General features: G+C 56.3%; 12 protein-coding genes and 1 pseudogene. 6 read left to right on the forward strand and 7 right to left on the reverse strand.

Annotated features, from left to right (window positions below):
- Both AMR42_RS19115 and ribBA read right to left on the reverse strand, forming a co-directional pair.
- Positions 1–1064 (reverse strand): annotated as a pseudogene (locus AMR42_RS19115) (hypothetical protein); the annotation flags it as partial.
- A 140-nt stretch (positions 1065–1204) separates the two neighbouring features.
- Positions 1205–2890, reverse strand: a complete 1686-nt coding sequence (gene ribBA, locus AMR42_RS19120) for a bifunctional 3,4-dihydroxy-2-butanone-4-phosphate synthase/GTP cyclohydrolase II (protein WP_099535431.1) — start codon at positions 2888–2890, stop codon at positions 1205–1207.
- Positions 2891–3222: 332 nt separating this feature from the next.
- On the opposite strand from ribBA, the gene argC reads away from it, so the two are divergent.
- Together argC and AMR42_RS19130 are read left to right on the forward strand one after the other, a co-directional pair.
- Positions 3223–4281 (forward strand): N-acetyl-gamma-glutamyl-phosphate reductase, encoded by a 1059-nt coding sequence (gene argC / locus AMR42_RS19125; RefSeq protein WP_099535433.1) that lies wholly within the window; start codon positions 3223–3225, stop codon positions 4279–4281.
- Between the two features lie 237 nt (positions 4282–4518).
- Positions 4519–5559, forward strand: coding sequence for a DnaJ C-terminal domain-containing protein (locus AMR42_RS19130; protein ID WP_099535435.1), 1041 nt, complete (start codon positions 4519–4521; stop codon positions 5557–5559).
- 45 nt (positions 5560–5604) lie between these two features.
- Here AMR42_RS19130 and hisH read toward each other — a convergent pair whose 3' ends face one another.
- Positions 5605–6261 carry an imidazole glycerol phosphate synthase subunit HisH gene (gene hisH, locus AMR42_RS19135; protein WP_099535437.1) on the reverse strand — a complete coding sequence of 219 codons (657 nt, stop codon included), beginning with the start codon at positions 6259–6261 and terminating at the stop codon, positions 5605–5607.
- Positions 6262–6392: 131 nt separating this feature from the next.
- On the opposite strand from hisH, the gene AMR42_RS19140 reads away from it, so the two are divergent.
- Positions 6393–6917 carry a peptidase C15 gene (locus tag AMR42_RS19140; RefSeq protein WP_143473194.1) on the forward strand — a complete coding sequence of 175 codons (525 nt, stop codon included), beginning with the start codon at positions 6393–6395 and terminating at the stop codon, positions 6915–6917.
- A gap of 12 nt (positions 6918–6929) precedes the next feature.
- Here AMR42_RS19140 and AMR42_RS19145 read toward each other — a convergent pair whose 3' ends face one another.
- From AMR42_RS19145 to AMR42_RS19160, 4 genes are all read right to left on the reverse strand, one after another.
- On the reverse strand, positions 6930–7658 hold the full coding sequence (locus tag AMR42_RS19145; protein ID WP_099535505.1) for an ATP-binding cassette domain-containing protein: 729 nt from the start codon (positions 7656–7658) through the stop codon (positions 6930–6932).
- 60 nt (positions 7659–7718) lie between these two features.
- The gene (gene devC / locus AMR42_RS19150) at positions 7719–8876 is read right to left on the reverse strand and encodes an ABC transporter permease DevC (protein WP_099535439.1); all 1158 of its coding nucleotides are present in this window, start codon (positions 8874–8876) and stop codon (positions 7719–7721) included.
- Between the two features lie 123 nt (positions 8877–8999).
- Positions 9000–10298: an HlyD family efflux transporter periplasmic adaptor subunit gene (locus AMR42_RS19155; RefSeq protein WP_199858251.1), complete on the reverse strand. Its 1299-nt coding sequence runs from the start codon at positions 10296–10298 to the stop codon at positions 9000–9002.
- A complete protein-coding gene (locus AMR42_RS19160) occupies positions 10252–10869 on the reverse strand; it encodes a TetR/AcrR family transcriptional regulator (protein ID WP_099535443.1) in 618 nt (205 codons plus the stop codon). Before AMR42_RS19160 ends, AMR42_RS19155 begins: the two co-directional genes overlap by 47 nt.
- Positions 10870–11584: 715 nt before the next feature.
- Between AMR42_RS19160 and AMR42_RS19165 the strand changes: the two genes are divergently transcribed.
- The 3 genes from AMR42_RS19165 (at position 11585) to AMR42_RS19175 (ending at position 15335) form a co-directional block, all read left to right on the forward strand.
- On the forward strand, positions 11585–11794 hold the full coding sequence (locus tag AMR42_RS19165) for a glycogen debranching protein (protein ID WP_099535445.1): 210 nt from the start codon (positions 11585–11587) through the stop codon (positions 11792–11794).
- 323 nt (positions 11795–12117) lie between these two features.
- Complete coding sequence (locus AMR42_RS19170) at positions 12118–12711, forward strand: hypothetical protein (protein ID WP_099535447.1); 594 nt, start codon at positions 12118–12120, stop codon at positions 12709–12711.
- A gap of 173 nt (positions 12712–12884) precedes the next feature.
- Positions 12885–15335 carry an OmpA family protein gene (locus AMR42_RS19175; protein ID WP_099535449.1) on the forward strand — a complete coding sequence of 817 codons (2451 nt, stop codon included), beginning with the start codon at positions 12885–12887 and terminating at the stop codon, positions 15333–15335.
- Positions 15336–15577 lie beyond the last annotated feature (242 nt).

Raw genomic sequence — 15577 nt, forward strand, 5'->3', positions numbered from 1 at the left:
CCCAACAGGGGCAAGGCTCCTTGGGCCGATCGCACCAGGGGGAAGCGATCGCGCTGCCACCACAGCAGGGGCCACAACAGGCCAAACCAAACGCCCAAAGGCAATACCAGCACCGAATGGAAGGCCATGATCCGACACCATTCGGTGGGCAAAAAGCCACTGCGTTGGCCACAGGCCCAATAGTTCCAAGGATCCCGTGTGAAAAAGGCAGACCAACCCTTATCGGCCAAGGTGGGCATCGATCGGGCCATATCCACGGACAGCACCGGCCCAAAAGGAGAATCGCGCAGCAGGTAGGGAACCATGGTCACCACCAGCGCCCCCAAACCCGCCAAGGCCACCCGCACCTCCGGGCGTTCCCAGGCCGCTCGCCAGCGCCAAGCAACCGATCGCCCCGATCGCAGTAATTGCAGTCCTAACGCGCCGCCCAGCACCAGGGCCACTTGCGGATAAAACAAAGCCAGCAGCCCGATCGCCCCCACCGTCACCCCCAACCACCGACGGGCGATCGCCCACAACCCCCACAGCAACAGGGGCCCCGCAAAGGCCGCGGGTGTGCCGGAAACCAAATCATCCCGCAGCCACAGGGCCTGCACCGCCAGCAGCCCGCTCAACCCCGCCGCCAACGGAATCGGCCAGAGGGTCACCGCCAAGCCATAGGCTCCCACCGCCGCCAGCAGACTTAACCCCAAGGGCACAAATTTGTTAAACAGCAAAGGATCTAGCCCCAGCTTGGCCGCCAAGCCATAGAGCCATTGGTAACCCGCCGGGGCCACGGACTGGAAATAGTTGGCAATCAGATCTTGGGGAAAGGCTTCTGGATCCCAAAAGCGTCGCATCCAAAACACATGCTGTCGGGCATCGTCTTGGATCACATAGGGGCCCGCCAGGGCCTGTTGCAGGGCCAACCCGCCATAGGCCAGGGCCACGGCTCCGCAGAGGCCGCCCCAAAACCAGAGCCGTCGATCGCGCCTATGGGCGATCGGCTGAAAAAGAACGCTCCAAACTTGTGCCCAAAATGCCTGAATGGCCTGAGGGGGTTGATGGCCCGGTTCCTGTTGCACGCGCTGTCCTGCCCTGAAAAATCGTTGCCAAACCGCCGGAGAACCGCTAGCTAGGGGACATTTCCCGATCGGCGGCCCGCAGTTTGCAACAAAGGCACTTTAGCGCAGGACGATCGCCCCGACAGCCCTAACGCAGGCCGCTAGCGCAGGAAGCTATAAATTTGCTGGCTTTCCACATCTTGGCAAATGGTGGATGGTCGATGCCCGCTTGACAGCTTGTAGGTCAGGCGATCGAGCTTCACCTGTAGCCCGGCCATGGGGTCGCCCCCTTCACTGACCAAAAATTCCAGCCGCTGCACCGCTTGCCAGTCTGCCAACTGATCCAGGAGTTGGGCGATCGCCTCCAGGTAAGGATGGCCCGGTTCGCGATACCAACCGGCCATGGCCAAATTGGATTGGTCGAAGCCCAAATGCACAATCAGCGCCGGATTGCCAAACAGGGCCACCGCCACCGGCCGCGCCTCTTCCCGCAATCGCAAATCTCGATCGCTCACCAATTGTCGCAACTGGGCTAACCGTTCGTAGGCTTCGCTAGTGGTGGGGTGATCAGTCCAGTGGAGGGCGATCGTCACCAGATAGGTTTGCAGCAGCAGATGCCCCAGCTTGGCCGCCTTGGTGGTCAGATAGCGCGTGTTGAAGGAGTTGGCCTCAATCAACAAGGGCACGCGATCGACCACTTCCAACCCATAGCCACGAACACCGGCAATTTTGCGCGGGTTATTGGTAATCAGCCGCACTTGGTTAATGCCCAAATCGTTCAAAATTTGTGCGCCCACGCCGTAATCACGCAGATCTGCTGGAAAACCGAGCTTTTCGTTGGCTTCCACCGTGTCAAAGCCCAAATCTTGCAAGGAATAGGCCTTGAGCTTATTAATCAAGCCAATGCCGCGACCTTCCTGGCGCAGGTAAACCACCACCCCTTCATCGGCCTGCTCAATCATTTTCAGGGCCGCGATCAGTTGCGCTCGACAGTCACAGCGCAAGGATCCCAGCGCATCCCCTGTCAGACATTCCGAATGCACCCGCACCAACACCGGGCGATCGTGGAAGGTGGCCGGGTCGCCCTTGACAATCGCCACATGGTCGGAACCGTCAATTTCGTTGCGATAGCCATAGATCTCAAACAGGCCAAACTCCGTGGGCAGTTTGGTGACCGTTTCCCGGATTACAAACCGCTCATGTTGCAGCCGATAGCTAATTAAGTCCGCGATTGTGGCGATTTTCAGGTCGTAGTGCTGGGCATAGTCAATCAGTTGCGGTAACCGGGCCATGGAACCATCGGGATTTTGAATTTCGCAAATCACGCCCGCTGGATAAAGCCCCGCCAGGCGAGCCAAGTCCACGGCCGCCTCCGTGTGCCCTGCCCGCTTCAGCACCCCCCCTTCGCGCGATCGCAGGGGGAAAATGTGCCCCGGTCGCCGCAGATCTTCCGGCCGGGTTCGGGGGTCGATCGCCACTTGGATTGTTTTGGCTCGGTCTTCCGCTGAAATGCCCGTGCTCACCCCCAAGGCCGGTGAGGCATCAATGCTGACGGTGAAGGCCGTTTGGTTGCTGTCCGTGTTGTTGGTCACCATCAAGGGCAACTCCAACGCATCGAGCCGATCGCCCGTCATGGCCAAGCAAATTAGCCCCCGCGCCTCCGTGGCCATGAAGTTCACCGCGTCCGCCGTCACCTTTTCAGCGGCGTAGATGATGTCCCCTTCGTTTTCGCGGTTTTCGTCATCCACAATCACCACGGGCCGCCCGGCCTTCAGGTCTGCCAGGATGGCGGGAATCGTGTCAAACACAAACGCGGGAACAGACTGGGGGACAGTGTGGTGGGTCATTGCGGCAGCAACCAAAGGCGAACAGCGCGTCTGTCGGCTAGAGGCTAGGACGGACGCTAATAAACAGTTACAGTTCTTAACTTATGGTCTCCATTGTATCTCCTGTAGCAGTTTCACCCGGCGGTGAATTGCGGCTTTTCTGATCCTGTGCGATCGCCCTGTATCCCCTAGGGGTGAGACCCCCTGCAACCGAACGCAGGAACACCGGCAAACGGTACTAGAATGCATGGCAACAAGCCGCGCGCACCCGCCGGCTGGCCCGCACCCAGCAGCACCGCGCCCGTCCACAGACACAGGCACCCACACAAGCAAAGGGAATCAGAAGCCGGATTATGAGTAATACAGACAAGATTCCAGTTGGCATCGTTGGCGCATCGGGCTACGGCGGCGTGCAACTGGTCAGAATTCTGTTAGATCATCCCCATGTGGAACTGACCTATTTGGGCGGCGAAAGCAGCGCCGGCCAAAGCTATGGGCAAGTTTATCCGCACCTGGCCCACCGCATTTCCCTGAAGGTGGAGTCGATCGACCTGGATGAGATTGCCCGGCGCTGTCGGGTGGTGTTTTTGGGGCTGCCCAACGGGATTGCCTGTGACTTGGCTCCTCAACTGGTCGATCGGGGCTGCAAGGTGCTGGATCTGTCGGCGGATTACCGGTTCCGGGATCTGAACACCTATGAAGACTGGTATGGCAAGAGTCGCAGCGATCAGGAAGTGGCGGCCATGGCGGTCTATGGGCTGCCGGAACTGAATCGCGAGGCGATCGCGGAGGCGAACCTGATTGGTTGTCCCGGCTGCTATCCCACGGCCAGCCTGTTGGCCCTGCTGCCCCTGCTGAAACAGGGGATTATCATTCCGGAAACGGCGATCATTGATGCCAAGTCCGGCACGTCCGGCGGCGGCCGCCAGGCCAAAACCAACATGCTGTTGGCGGAAGCGGGCGGTTCCTTTTCTGCCTATGGGGTCGGTCGCCATCGCCACACGCCGGAAATTGAGCAAATTTGCACGGATTTGGCGGGCCATGAAGTGCGGATTCAATTCACGCCCCACCTGATACCGATGCCGCGCGGCATTTTGTCCACCGTCTATGCCACCCTCCGCGATCCGGGCCTGGTGCGCGAAGACCTGCTGACTATCTACAACGCCTTCTATCGCAACAGTCCTTGGGTGAAGGTGTTGCCCAGTGGGGTCTATCCCCAAACCAAGTGGGCCCTGGGCACGAACCTTTGCTATTTGGGTGTGGAGGTGGATCCACGCACCGATCGGGTGATTGTGTTGTCGGCGATCGATAACCTGATGAAGGGCCAATCAGGTCAGGCGGTACAGTGCATGAACCTGATGCTGGGCTTGGATGAAACGATCGGGTTGCCCCAGTTGGCGTTCTATCCCTAGGCTTGCTCCCGAAGCTTGCTCCCGAAATGGTCGATCAATCTTGGTTTTCCCAACCCCTTTCCCATGGCCGGAAAGGGGGCGGAAACCGCTGAGGATCAGGATCCAGGCGACAGCCAAAATCTGGTTAGGTTCGGGAATTGCACCAATCAGCGCGATCGCACCCGATCTCCAGCCAGCGCTAGACTTCGTTAGGCTAAATCCATCCCGATCGACCGCAGCAAAATAAGGTGATAGCGCATGGCCGCGACAGATTTTAAGGATTACTATGCGGTGCTGGGTCTGACCAAAACCGCCAGTGCCGAGGAAATCAAGAAAACCTATCGACGGTTGGCGCGCAAATACCACCCGGACTTGAACCCGGGCGACAAACAGGCGGAGGCGCGGTTCAAGGAAGTGAACGAGGCCTATGAAGTCCTGTCCGATGCGGACAAGCGCCAAAAGTACGATCGCTTTGGTCAATATTGGCAGCAGGCCGATCGCGCCGGTCAAGCCTGGGGAGGAACCGGAGCCGGGGGAGCCGGGTTTGATGATTTTGAGTTTGGCCGCTACGGCAGCTTTGATGAATTTATTAATGAGCTGCTGGGACGGTTTGGCGGGCCAGGGGCCGCCGGGACGCGATCGAGCAGCTACAACTATCGCAGCGGCACAGGCAGCAACTACAGCGGCAATTACAACAGCAGCAATTTTGGGGGTGGTTTCTCCGGCTTTGGGGATGTGGGCGGCTTTGGCCCCCAATCGGCCGCGGGCGATCGGGAAGCCACTTTGGCCCTGTCCTTTGGGGAAGCGTTTAATGGCACGCAAAAACGCCTGAGCCTGGGAGCCGAAACCATCACCGTGCGCATTCCTCCCGGGGCCAAACCGGGCAGCAAAATTCGCCTCAAGGGCAAGGGGCAATACGACCCCTACAGCCGTCAACGGGGAGATCTGTACCTGAAGGTCAGCCTCAATAGCCACAACTTTTTTCAATTTGAGGGCGATACCTTGGTTTGCGAAATCCCGATCGCCCCAGATGAAGCGGTGTTGGGAACCAAGGCCGATGTGCCCACCCCCGATGGGTTGGTGACCATGAATGTGCCAGCGGGCATCAAGTCGGGTCAAACCCTGCGGTTGCGGGGCAAGGGTTGGGTTGAACCCAGCGGCAAACGAGGGGATTTGTTGGTGCGGGTGGCGGTGACGTTGCCCAGTTCGCCCACGGCGGCCGAGCGGGCCGCCTATGAACAGGTGCGGGCGGCGCGATCGACCGATCCCCGATCGCACCTGCGCTCCGTTCAGCTTTAAGCGTTTTTAGGCATTTTTAAGCGTTGCCAAACCGGTCGATTAACCCTAGCAGGGAACCATCGATCGAACCGTGGTGGCAAAGTTCGCCAAGATCCGCAGGCCCGCCGCCGCTGACTTTTCCGGGTGAAACTGCACCGCCATCACATTAGGCCGACCGGAACCGAGCGCTTCGCAGTGAATGGCGGCCGTCACCGTTTGGCTGCCGTGGGTGGTCGTGGCGGCGATCGCCCCTGGATCCGCCGGATCCACATAGTAGGAATGGACAAAATAGGCCCAGGGCAACGGCTCCAACCCTTGCCACAGCAGGGATGTGGGTTGGGTGAGGGTCAATTGATTCCAACCCATATGGGGGATGGTGATTCCTGGTTCTGGCTGAAAAGCCCGCACGGAGCCGGGCACGATGCCCAGGCCCGGTTCCCGGCCCTCGCTGCTGGTTTCAAACAGCATTTGCAAACCCAAACAAATGCCCAAGAAGGGTTTTCCTTGGGCGATCGCTTGGCGAATGGGCGCTTCCAATCCCCGATCGCGCAGTTGCTGCACCGCCGGATCAAAAGACCCGACTCCCGGCAGGACGATCGCATCGGCGCGATCGATCACCGTTGCCGAGTCAGTCACGATCGGCTCAACTCCCGCCTGGGTTAGCCCCTTGCAGGCGGAATGCAAGTTGCCCATATCGTAATCGACCACGGCAATCGTTGTCATAGGACACCAAACCCCTGCAATTGCTGCAATTGTATTGACTGAAACTGTGATTTTGATGACGGGCGATCGAAAGCGATCTCAATCATCCAAATCATTTAAAAGATCGAAACCACTGAAATTATAGGTTTGAAATGGCGCAATCTCCCTGGCTGATCACCTCCTTTCAAACTTGGTTACCCCATCAGAAATCCAACGCCTCCGATGATTTGCTAGCTTTGCTGATCGAACAACGGCAACTGCCCCCGCAGGCGATTTGCTTGCGGCAATTACCCGTTGATTTTGATCTGGCTCCTCAGCGGGTGATTGGGGCGATCGAGCAACATCGCCCTCGGCAAATCCTGTTGTGTGGCATGGCTGAGGGGCGATCACATCTCTCCCTCGAAGCCCAAGCTAGCCAAGGGGGCAGTCGGTTAGCAACGGGTTTTCATTTGCCGCAACTGTTGGCGGGCACTGAGTGTTCTGAAATTAGCTTTGATGCGGGAAATTTTGTTTGTAATGCGCTCTATTACCGAGTCTTGCAATGGCTGTTGCTCCATCGTCAACTGGCCAAGGCTCTGTTTATTCATGTGCCAGTTTTGACCCTTGAAAACCAAGGAAAAATCGCAGCGGATTTCTGTCAAATTTTGCACAACCTAGAGCACGATCGCCAAGTTTGATCCCTTGCGAGTTTATTCAGTCTTATCCTTCACCAATCGCCCATCTTCCATATACAGCAGTCGATCGGCAATATCCAAAATGCGGTTATCGTGAGTAACCAACAAAATGGTGCAATCTCGCTCTTTGGCCAAGCGTTGCAAAATTTCCACCACATCCCGCCCCGACTTGCGATCGAGCGCGGCCGTTGGCTCATCAGCCAAAACAATTTTGGGAGAACTCACCAGGGCCCGGGCGATCGCCACCCGCTGTTTTTGTCCCCCCGAAAGCTGCTCGGGATAATAGTCCAATCGCTCTCCCAAGCCCACCGCCGTCAACATTTCATCCACCAGCCGATCGCACTCTGCATCGGTGTAATGGTCATGTAGTTCCAAAGACAAGCGGACATTTTGGCGAGCTGTTAGAAAGCTCAAAAGATTATGGGCCTGAAAAATATAGCCAATGTTGCAGCGAGTTTTTAAGAGCTGTTCTTTGCTGGCTCCACACATTTCTTGGCCCAAAATTTTCAAGCTTCCTTCATGGGCCGATCGCAACCCTCCCAACAGGGTCAACAGGGTGGTTTTTCCAGAGCCAGATGGCCCCGTCAGCAGCACAATTTCACCCGCTTGAATGATCAGGTTAATGTCATGAAGCACCTGTTTTTTGAGATCACCATTGCCAAAATAGTGATTCAAATTCTGAATCAGAATGGCACTGGCTTGGCTAGATGGTTGCCCAAGGACTTGATTCGTAACCTGATCCATGACCTGATCCATAACCTAACCCTCTGCTAGATTGATCTCTCCAAAAGTGGGCAAAAATCCTTAGAAAATATCCGCTGGATCCGCTTGATAAAGCTTTTGCATGGCAATTACGCTGGAGGCGCTGCACATGGCAATGGTCAACACAAAAACGGTGATGGCGCGATCGAGCCGCATGAAAATTGGCAGGAGGGTGGCGGAATAGGTGATTTGATATAAACCCATTGCCAAAACCATGCTGGGCAAAAAGCCAATCACTGCCAAAATCAAGGCTTCAGTGATCAAAACGCGCACCAGGAAGGCGTTGCTGTAGCCCATGGCTTTCATGGTGGCAAATTCCGACAGGTGATCGGACACATCAGAATAGAGAATCTGATAAACAATCACGATGCCCACAATGAAGCCCATAATGGCCCCAAGACCAAAAATGAAACCAATGCCGGTTCCTTCAGCCCAATATTGTTTTTCAACGTTGGCAAATTCTTCAACGGTCAAAACTCGCACATCTTTGGGCAAAAAGGCAGACAGTTTCTGTTGCATCACCACCGGATCGCTACCCGGTTGCAGTTGAATTAACCCCACTTCAATGTTGCTAGCGGAGCGATCGGGAAACAAATGCAAAAAGGTGGAATCACTGACGATCGTGTTGCCATCCGCCGCAAAAGATGCCCCCAAGGTGAAAGTACCGCTGACGTTCAAGAGCCGATCGCTCAACTCCACTTCTAAGCCCTGGGGCGATCGGGCCAACCAATCGGCTACCGTGCCATATTCTGGTCGTCCTGCTTGGTCAAACAAAACTGTTTTCAGCAGGGTGATTTGATTGAGTTGCTGTTCCACTTCCGGCAGCTTGAAACTGGGCTTTCCCGGTTCCACACCCCAAACCAAAATGGCGCGACTTTCACGGGTTTCTGGATTGCGCCATTGGCCGGTGTTGATGTAAATAGAACTCACCTCTTTCACCTCGGGCAGTGCGCGAGCTTGATAGAGCCGTTCGCGTTGGAAACTCTTAACAGAAAAAAGCGTCCGAAACTGAGGATTAATCAGGATTAAATCCGCATCAAGGTTGAGGTGGGGTTTGATGGCTGCGTCGTATAGACCACTTTGGAACCCCAACTGCATGAACATCAAAATATCTGCAAAAGCAATGCCAGCAGTGGCCACAATTAGGCGGCTTTTCTGGCGCACCAATAATAACCAAGAAAGGGGAGTTTTTTTGGGCATGGGGTCGGTTGCAACGCTAGCGAGCGTGCTGGCAAAAGAATTGATTCAATAACAATCAAATGACTGCTAATCAAGTGACTATTAATCAAATGACTATTAATCAAGTAACCGCCAATTAGCGAGTTAGCGAGCGTTGCCCGTGCCGGTTTCGATGCTCACTTCCACTTGCAAATTGGTGAGCGATCGCACGCGGGCCGTGCTGGCCGGATCGAGCAAAATGCGCACTTCCACCACCCGCCGATCGAGGTTTTCGCCCGGCTGATTGCTAAATACGTTTTGTTGCAACACTTGCAGTCCCACTTGGGTCACCGTGCCGCGCAAGCTGCCCTGAACAGCTTGGCCCACAATAGTTGCCGGTTGGCCAACGCGCACCAGCCCCACATCGGTTTGGTAAACCTCCGCCACGGCCACCATTCGATCGGTCTGGGCCAGGTCAAGCAGTCCGCTATCACCAATCTTTTCGCCTGCCCGGGCATGGATCTTCAAAATTTGCCCATCGCTGGGGGCCCGCAAATAAGCCCGTTCCAAGGCCGCCGCCGCCCGATCGCGCGCGGCCCGGGCCGCCGCCACTTCCGCCAAGGCCGTGCGCACATCCACCGTCCGCACTTCCGCCACGCTGCTGAGGGTGGACTTGGCCTCTTGCCATTGTTGTTGGCCCGCCCGCTCAACCCGACTCAGTACCGCCGTGGCCTCTTGCACTTCCTGGCGACCGGTGCGATCGAGCCGGTTCAGTTCCGCCCGGGCTTCCTGAAGCTGCCGAAACAAAGTTTCCACCGACAGCCGCTTGGAATCGTACCGGGAGGCAGATTCCGCCCCTTCCTGATAAAGTGCCTCATAGCGCCGATATTCTGATTGGGCATTGGCTAACTCCGCTTCCAAACGGCGAACAGCGGCCGACTGTTGGGCCAACTGCCCTTGCCACTGGGCCCGCAACCGGCTGAGCTGGGCCCGTTGAGCGTCGGTGTTCCCTTGCCATTCTGCTTGCACTCGGTTCACGGTGGCCCGCTGGCTGTTGATGTCGCCGGTTTTGGCTCCGGCCTTCACTTGGGCCAAGCGAGCCTCAGCCACCTGCACTTGGCGGTTCGCTTCGTTATATTCGGCGGCCAACACGGTTTCCGAAGCCAACAAGGCCACCACTTGCCCCGCCCGCACCTGATCGCCTTCCCGCACACGCAACTCACTGACCCGATCGCCATCCAGCGCCAAGGGAGCTGCCAACCGCACCACCTCCGACTCCGGCTCCAGTCGCCCCAGGGCCGTCACGCCCGATCGCACCACCGGGCCCGGGGTTGAGCTTTGGGCCTGCTGCTCTGCCGTGGCCCGGTTCCACTGCGACAGCCCGATCGCCCCCAGGGCAATGCTTGCCGCCGCCGCGCTAGCCGCCAGAGCCAGCGTGTTGAAATTCCTGAACTTTACAATCACGATTGGTTTGCTCCCAGTAGCCCGCTAGCATCTTGGACATCAAAACTGCCTGTTCCGCCAAGTCCAACTGCTCACCCAAAAGCATTCGGCGGTACAGCAAGCCACTCACCCAAGCCAAAAAACACTCCAAAACCGGACGATCGTGAATTCCCAAAAAGTCTGCCAGCGCCTGAACATAGCGATCGTGGGCCCCCTGAATCAAGGGATGTTTGCGCACCACTTCCCCCTGATGGCGGCAAAACTCCGCAATTAACAGATCCTGCTGGCGGAAATATTCCTCGTTGTCAATCACGCAATTCATCACCACCACAATTCGTTCGGTCAGGGTCAGCGGATGGCTCAACTGACTGAGCACTTGTTCTCCCGTATCCTCCAAGCTCAGGTAGTCCATGAGTTGGATGAAAAGGTCTTCTTTGCTCTCGAAATAGTGGTAAAGGGTTCCGGTAGAAACACCGAGTCCCTTGGCAATTTCCCGAATCGTGAGTGCGTGGTAGCCCCGTTCGGCAAACAAAGCAAAGCAACGACTCAGGAGTTCTTGGCGATAGCTCTCGTGATCAACAATTTTGGGCATTGGCTCAATACGCAAGTGTTTTTAATCGGTTTTTGTGCGGCCACACTACCTCACCTGCGCAGAATTGGCACTGAAATTGGCCTTGAAATCGACATTGTGTAATGCATGATCAGGGGTCGATCGATGCCCAGTGAATGTCGTGTTCATGCCGAATCGATGCCTGAGCAATGCTGAATCAAGGAGTTCATCAGTGAAATCACCAGCAACTTATTGAGGAATACTCTCGATTAGTTCCCTAGAGCAATTCTCTTGGGGGTTGTTTTCAGAAACGGCGATCAAGAATGGTTGGTCATTGTTTTCAGGCTTGGATGACTGAATTTTGTAACCGAAATGGTGGCAACTTGGGACGAATTCTCAGCCGAAAGATTCAAGACCAAAAGATTTGCATTTAATTTGCTAATTTGCATCTTCAGGACTCAAACCCTCTGCATGGGGTCGCAGGCTGCCGGTTGATGAGTTGAGGGTTGGGGTTCTGAACTCGGATTTATTTTAAATCGAACGTTCGTTATTTTTCTAGTCCCCAACTCAAATTTTTGTCAAAATTTCCGGATAGTAGATTTTCGGTTGATTTTCTGGGGCAGCGCCCCGATCGCCCTAACCCTTGCATTGCCGACCCGACACATTTCCCAGGGCGCTGGGTGGGAATGGATAGACTGGAGACGGAGATTGCAATCTATCCATTGCTACTCCTTGCAGCCATTGAGAATCAGTCGTCATGACCATCTGGGTAAACGAACAAATGGATCCCGCAGGCATTTCCCACGCTTGCATTGCTTCTACCAGCGAAGAACAGGCCCAGGCCTGCTATGAGTCTTTCCAAGAAAATCTGACCGATGAACAGCGCCAGGAGGGTTGGGTGGTGACCATGCGCACCGTGGATTCTTGGGATGATGTGCCCGTGGCGGCCCTGAAGCTGAGTGTTTAAGCCGGTTCAGTCGATCGCCCCTGGATTCGCCTTAGTGCTGTCTGAAGTGCTGTCTGAGCCTATGCAGCAGCCCAGATCAAATCCAGATCAAATCCGGATCAAATTTTGAACCGGTGGTTTTGAATCTGTGGTTCACGGATTCGAGGCCGACCCTAGGGGGCGATCGAGATACAATCAGGCCGTTCGGGGCTATTTCTGTGCCATTGCACCCTGTGCCATCACAGATCGGCTTTTGCAGCGCGCTCCTACCGAACCACACCCACCCTCTTTTTCTGACAAGCTCTGTCGTTTGTTTTTAGGTATCAGCAACAGCGAGGCAAGCCATGGATCGCCAAGACATTCGGGAACGGTTAGGCAACATTGATCAAATCCGCGACATCTTGGTCGGCTCCCAGCTTCGCGACTATGAAAATCGCTTTGCGCAAATGGAGTCGGAACTCAATCTGTTGCATCAGGATTTGCAGGATCGGATTGAGGAGGTGAAGGTTTCCCTCTCAACCCAATTGCAAGCGTCCCTGGAGGCGCTGGATAAGCGGTTGAAGGGGTTCACCACCAAGATGCAAGAGGAAACCACGGACTTGCAGCAACAGAACGATCGCCTGGGTCGGCGGGTTCAGGCCATCTTTGAGGAGTTGGATCGAGCCTTTGAGGAAAAAACCACGGCGATTGATGGCCGTTTGAACGAAAGCCGCGACAAGCTGCAAGAGGACACTCGCACCCTGCGTACTCAAATTTTTGAGGAGCTGGATGCGCGGTTCTCGTCCTTGCGCGATAACAAGGTGGAGCGTGAGACTTTGGCGGAGTTGATGTTTGAGCTGGGAATGCGCCTGAAGGGTCAGGATGTGGTTCCGGCGTTGCAAGCGGCGATCGATCCGCCAAGTGCCCTGTCGGTGGAGTTGGTGTCGCCGGAGGGTTAATCAGAGGGTTAGTCAACGGTTAACCGGACTGGGGCGCAACAATCATGCGGGCCTGTTCGCCAATCCTGGCCGATCGGGCATTGGGCCAACGGTGGGTTTTTCTCAGGAAGATTTCCTAGACTGGATGGAACCCGTTGTCACTGTTGGATTGAGTTGGTTGGAGTGCTGGCCCTATGCCCGATCGCAATCATTCCGAGTCGGAGCCGGTGGAGGATTGGCTAGATCTGCTGAGTCAGTTGGGCCGATCGTCTCAGTCGCCCACGGAGCGGCCACCCAGTTCGATCGCCCCGCAACCCCAAGGTTCGGTGGCGAGCCGTCTCGCGGTTCCTGATGAAACACTGCAAGGCCGAGCGGGATCCGACTTAACAGGATCTCGCTCGACCTTGGTAGAAGCCGATTTGGCCGCCGACTTAACAGCCGATTTGGCAGAAAGCCTGGCAGGAAACCTGGCAGAAAACTCAGCAGATCGTGATGAGTTACCGATCAATCCATTTGGGGCCGATCCGGATTTGTTGACCCCGCCTTCGCCCGCAACGGGGCGATCGGGGCAAGATACAACCACCAAAGCAGGGAACGTGGCCAACGGCAACGGTGCACCCTCCGAAGGCAACGGCAGCTCAGGGGAAGATGCCTGGGAGCAGTTGCAATCGCTGCTGATTGGTGACAACTTTGTCCGCGTGGAAGACCGGGTGGAAGCCCTGCGCGGCAAAATGCAACGGGTTCAGCAGCAGGTGGATGCGATTGAGTCCCTGCTGCAAAATGCCGATCAACTGGTGGCGCACCTATCGCCCCTGATTGCGCGGTTGATTGAACGGCGGGTGCTGGATGCCCGCGAAGAAATTTGCCAAGCCCTGTTGCCCACGATCGATCGCCTGATTTACGAGCGATCGCTTCAGGATCGACAAGCCATGGCCGAGGCGATCGCCCCCGTGCTGGATGCGGCGATCGTCCAGCGAATGCAAGATGCTCCCGCTGATTTGGCCCTGGCGATCGCCCATGCCATTGCGCCCGAAACCGCCTCCGCCATGCGGGAGCAGTACCAGCTTGATGCGGACTCGATGATTCAAGCCCTTGGGCCCATGATGGGGGCTTCAATCAAAGAGCAAATTGCCCTAGAACGGGATGCCATGGTGGATGCGCTTTATCCCGTCATTGGCAACACGATCGCCAAGTACATGAAAGACGCGATCGACTCCATCAACGAAAAGGTGCATAACACCCTGAGCATGGAAGGGGTGGGCCGCAAGATGCGAGCCAAAATGCAAGGGGTCTCCGAAGCGGAGCTGATTTTGCGGGAAGCCATGCCCTATCGGGTACAGGCTGCTTTTTTGATCCACAAGGCCTCGGGCCTGGTGATGAGCGAATGTCAATCCACTGACCAAGATCCCCTCGAAGGGGACATGCTGGCGGGAATGCTCACGGCCATTCGTAGCTTCGTGAATGATTGCATGGTGCAAGATGGCAACGTGTCCGAATTGCACGAAATTCAGTACAACGATTCGCAAATTGCCATGGAGGTGGCCGGTTACTGCTATTTGGCGGTGATTGTGAAAGGTCAACCGTCCAAGGGCTTCTACCGTCAGTTGCGATCGACCCTGGAGCGGTTGGTGGAACGGTACGATCGCCCCCTGCAATCCTTTGATGGCGACTCCCGCACCCTGCCGGCCCCCGTTCACACGGCCGTGACCGGCTTGGTGCGACCCATCCAACGGCGTTCGTACCTGAACCTAAATCGGCGGGGTGGGTTTCCTTGGGCCCTGACGGGGCTAATTTTGGTGCTGAGCGCGGCGATCGCGGCCCCTTGGATTTGGTGGAACTATCAAAACCAGCGCAACCGAGGCCTGTTGGCGGCCGTGCAAGGGGCCCTGAATACCTCTCCCCAATTGGCGGTGTATAACCTATCCGTTGATTTACAAGGCGATCAGTTGCGATTGCGGGGCAAGGTTCCCTATCCTTGGCTGCGATTCCAGGCGGAACGCACAGCCACCGACACCTATCGGGCGATCGACCCAAAACGGTTTCAGCAAGCCACACCCCCCAAAAATCAAATCATTGCCGTGCAGTTGCCCACGGATCCCATTCTGGCGGCTGCCGAGGTGCAGCGGATTGCCAAAACCTTGAACCGGGATGGCAACGTGGTCAACGCTAGCTACAGCATCGATGCGCAATCCGGCGGAACGGTCACCGTCACCGGCTCCGCCCGCAGCCGAGCCGAAGCCAGCGCGATCGCGGCGGCCTTTGAGCGGGTTCCCGGCACCAACCGTGTCGTCAATTCGTTGCAAATTGTGATTCCGAGTCTGACCGTTCGGTTGTACTTTGAGTTAGGAGCCGATCGATTCGTTGATGTCGATATTGCCGGCAAAATCGACCCCATTCGCCAATTCCTGCAAAGTTATCCGGATCTGAACCTGCGTGTGGTGGGCCACAGCGCCCCCACCGAACCGAATGCGTCGGCCCTGGCCTTGCAGCGAGCGCAATTGGTGCGATCGGCCCTCATTAGCCGAGGCATTTCGGCCCAGCGGCTAGTGCCCAGTGCCCAGGTTGGGCCCCCGCCGGATGTGACCCAAGGCGATGGGGAATGGATGAGTCGTTGCGTGCGCTTTGAAGCAATCCCAGCGCCTTAAATTCCTGATCCATTCCCCATCGATCGTGAAGCCAATCGATTCACGACTCGATTCACGATGTTCCTCCCTGGCTTGCCCATGAATGAGCCATCGCTTCGGTTTGCTGGATTTGCCTGCTATGTTCGACCAGCTTGATTTGCATCATTAACCCGCTGGAACAAGGCTCCTGAGCAATTCCCTTGCTTTGAATCATGTCCTGAATTGCCCATCCGCGATCGCCAGGGGGCCCGAAAATCGGGAGT

Source organism: Limnothrix sp. PR1529 (assembly GCF_002742025.1).
Taxonomy (GTDB): domain Bacteria; phylum Cyanobacteriota; class Cyanobacteriia; order CACIAM-69d; family CACIAM-69d; genus CACIAM-69d.

Bases quoted from the DNA above. Each gene is read 5' to 3' on its own strand.
- hisH (WP_099535437.1), bottom strand. From the start codon at position 6,261: ATGACAACGATTGCCGTGGTCGATTACGATATGGGCAACTTGCATTCC.
- AMR42_RS19160 (WP_099535443.1), bottom strand. From the start codon at position 10,869: ATGCCCAAAATTGTTGATCACGAGAGCTATCGCCAAGAACTCCTGAGT.
- AMR42_RS19140 (WP_143473194.1), top strand. From the start codon at position 6,393: ATGGCGCAATCTCCCTGGCTGATCACCTCCTTTCAAACTTGGTTACCC.
- AMR42_RS19175 (WP_099535449.1), top strand. From the start codon at position 12,885: ATGCCCGATCGCAATCATTCCGAGTCGGAGCCGGTGGAGGATTGGCTA.
- ribBA (WP_099535431.1), bottom strand. From the start codon at position 2,890: ATGACCCACCACACTGTCCCCCAGTCTGTTCCCGCGTTTGTGTTTGAC.
- argC (WP_099535433.1), top strand. From the start codon at position 3,223: ATGAGTAATACAGACAAGATTCCAGTTGGCATCGTTGGCGCATCGGGC.
- AMR42_RS19170 (WP_099535447.1), top strand. From the start codon at position 12,118: ATGGATCGCCAAGACATTCGGGAACGGTTAGGCAACATTGATCAAATC.
- AMR42_RS19145 (WP_099535505.1), bottom strand. From the start codon at position 7,658: ATGGATCAGGTTACGAATCAAGTCCTTGGGCAACCATCTAGCCAAGCC.
- AMR42_RS19130 (WP_099535435.1), top strand. From the start codon at position 4,519: ATGGCCGCGACAGATTTTAAGGATTACTATGCGGTGCTGGGTCTGACC.
- AMR42_RS19165 (WP_099535445.1), top strand. From the start codon at position 11,585: ATGACCATCTGGGTAAACGAACAAATGGATCCCGCAGGCATTTCCCAC.
- devC (WP_099535439.1), bottom strand. From the start codon at position 8,876: ATGCCCAAAAAAACTCCCCTTTCTTGGTTATTATTGGTGCGCCAGAAA.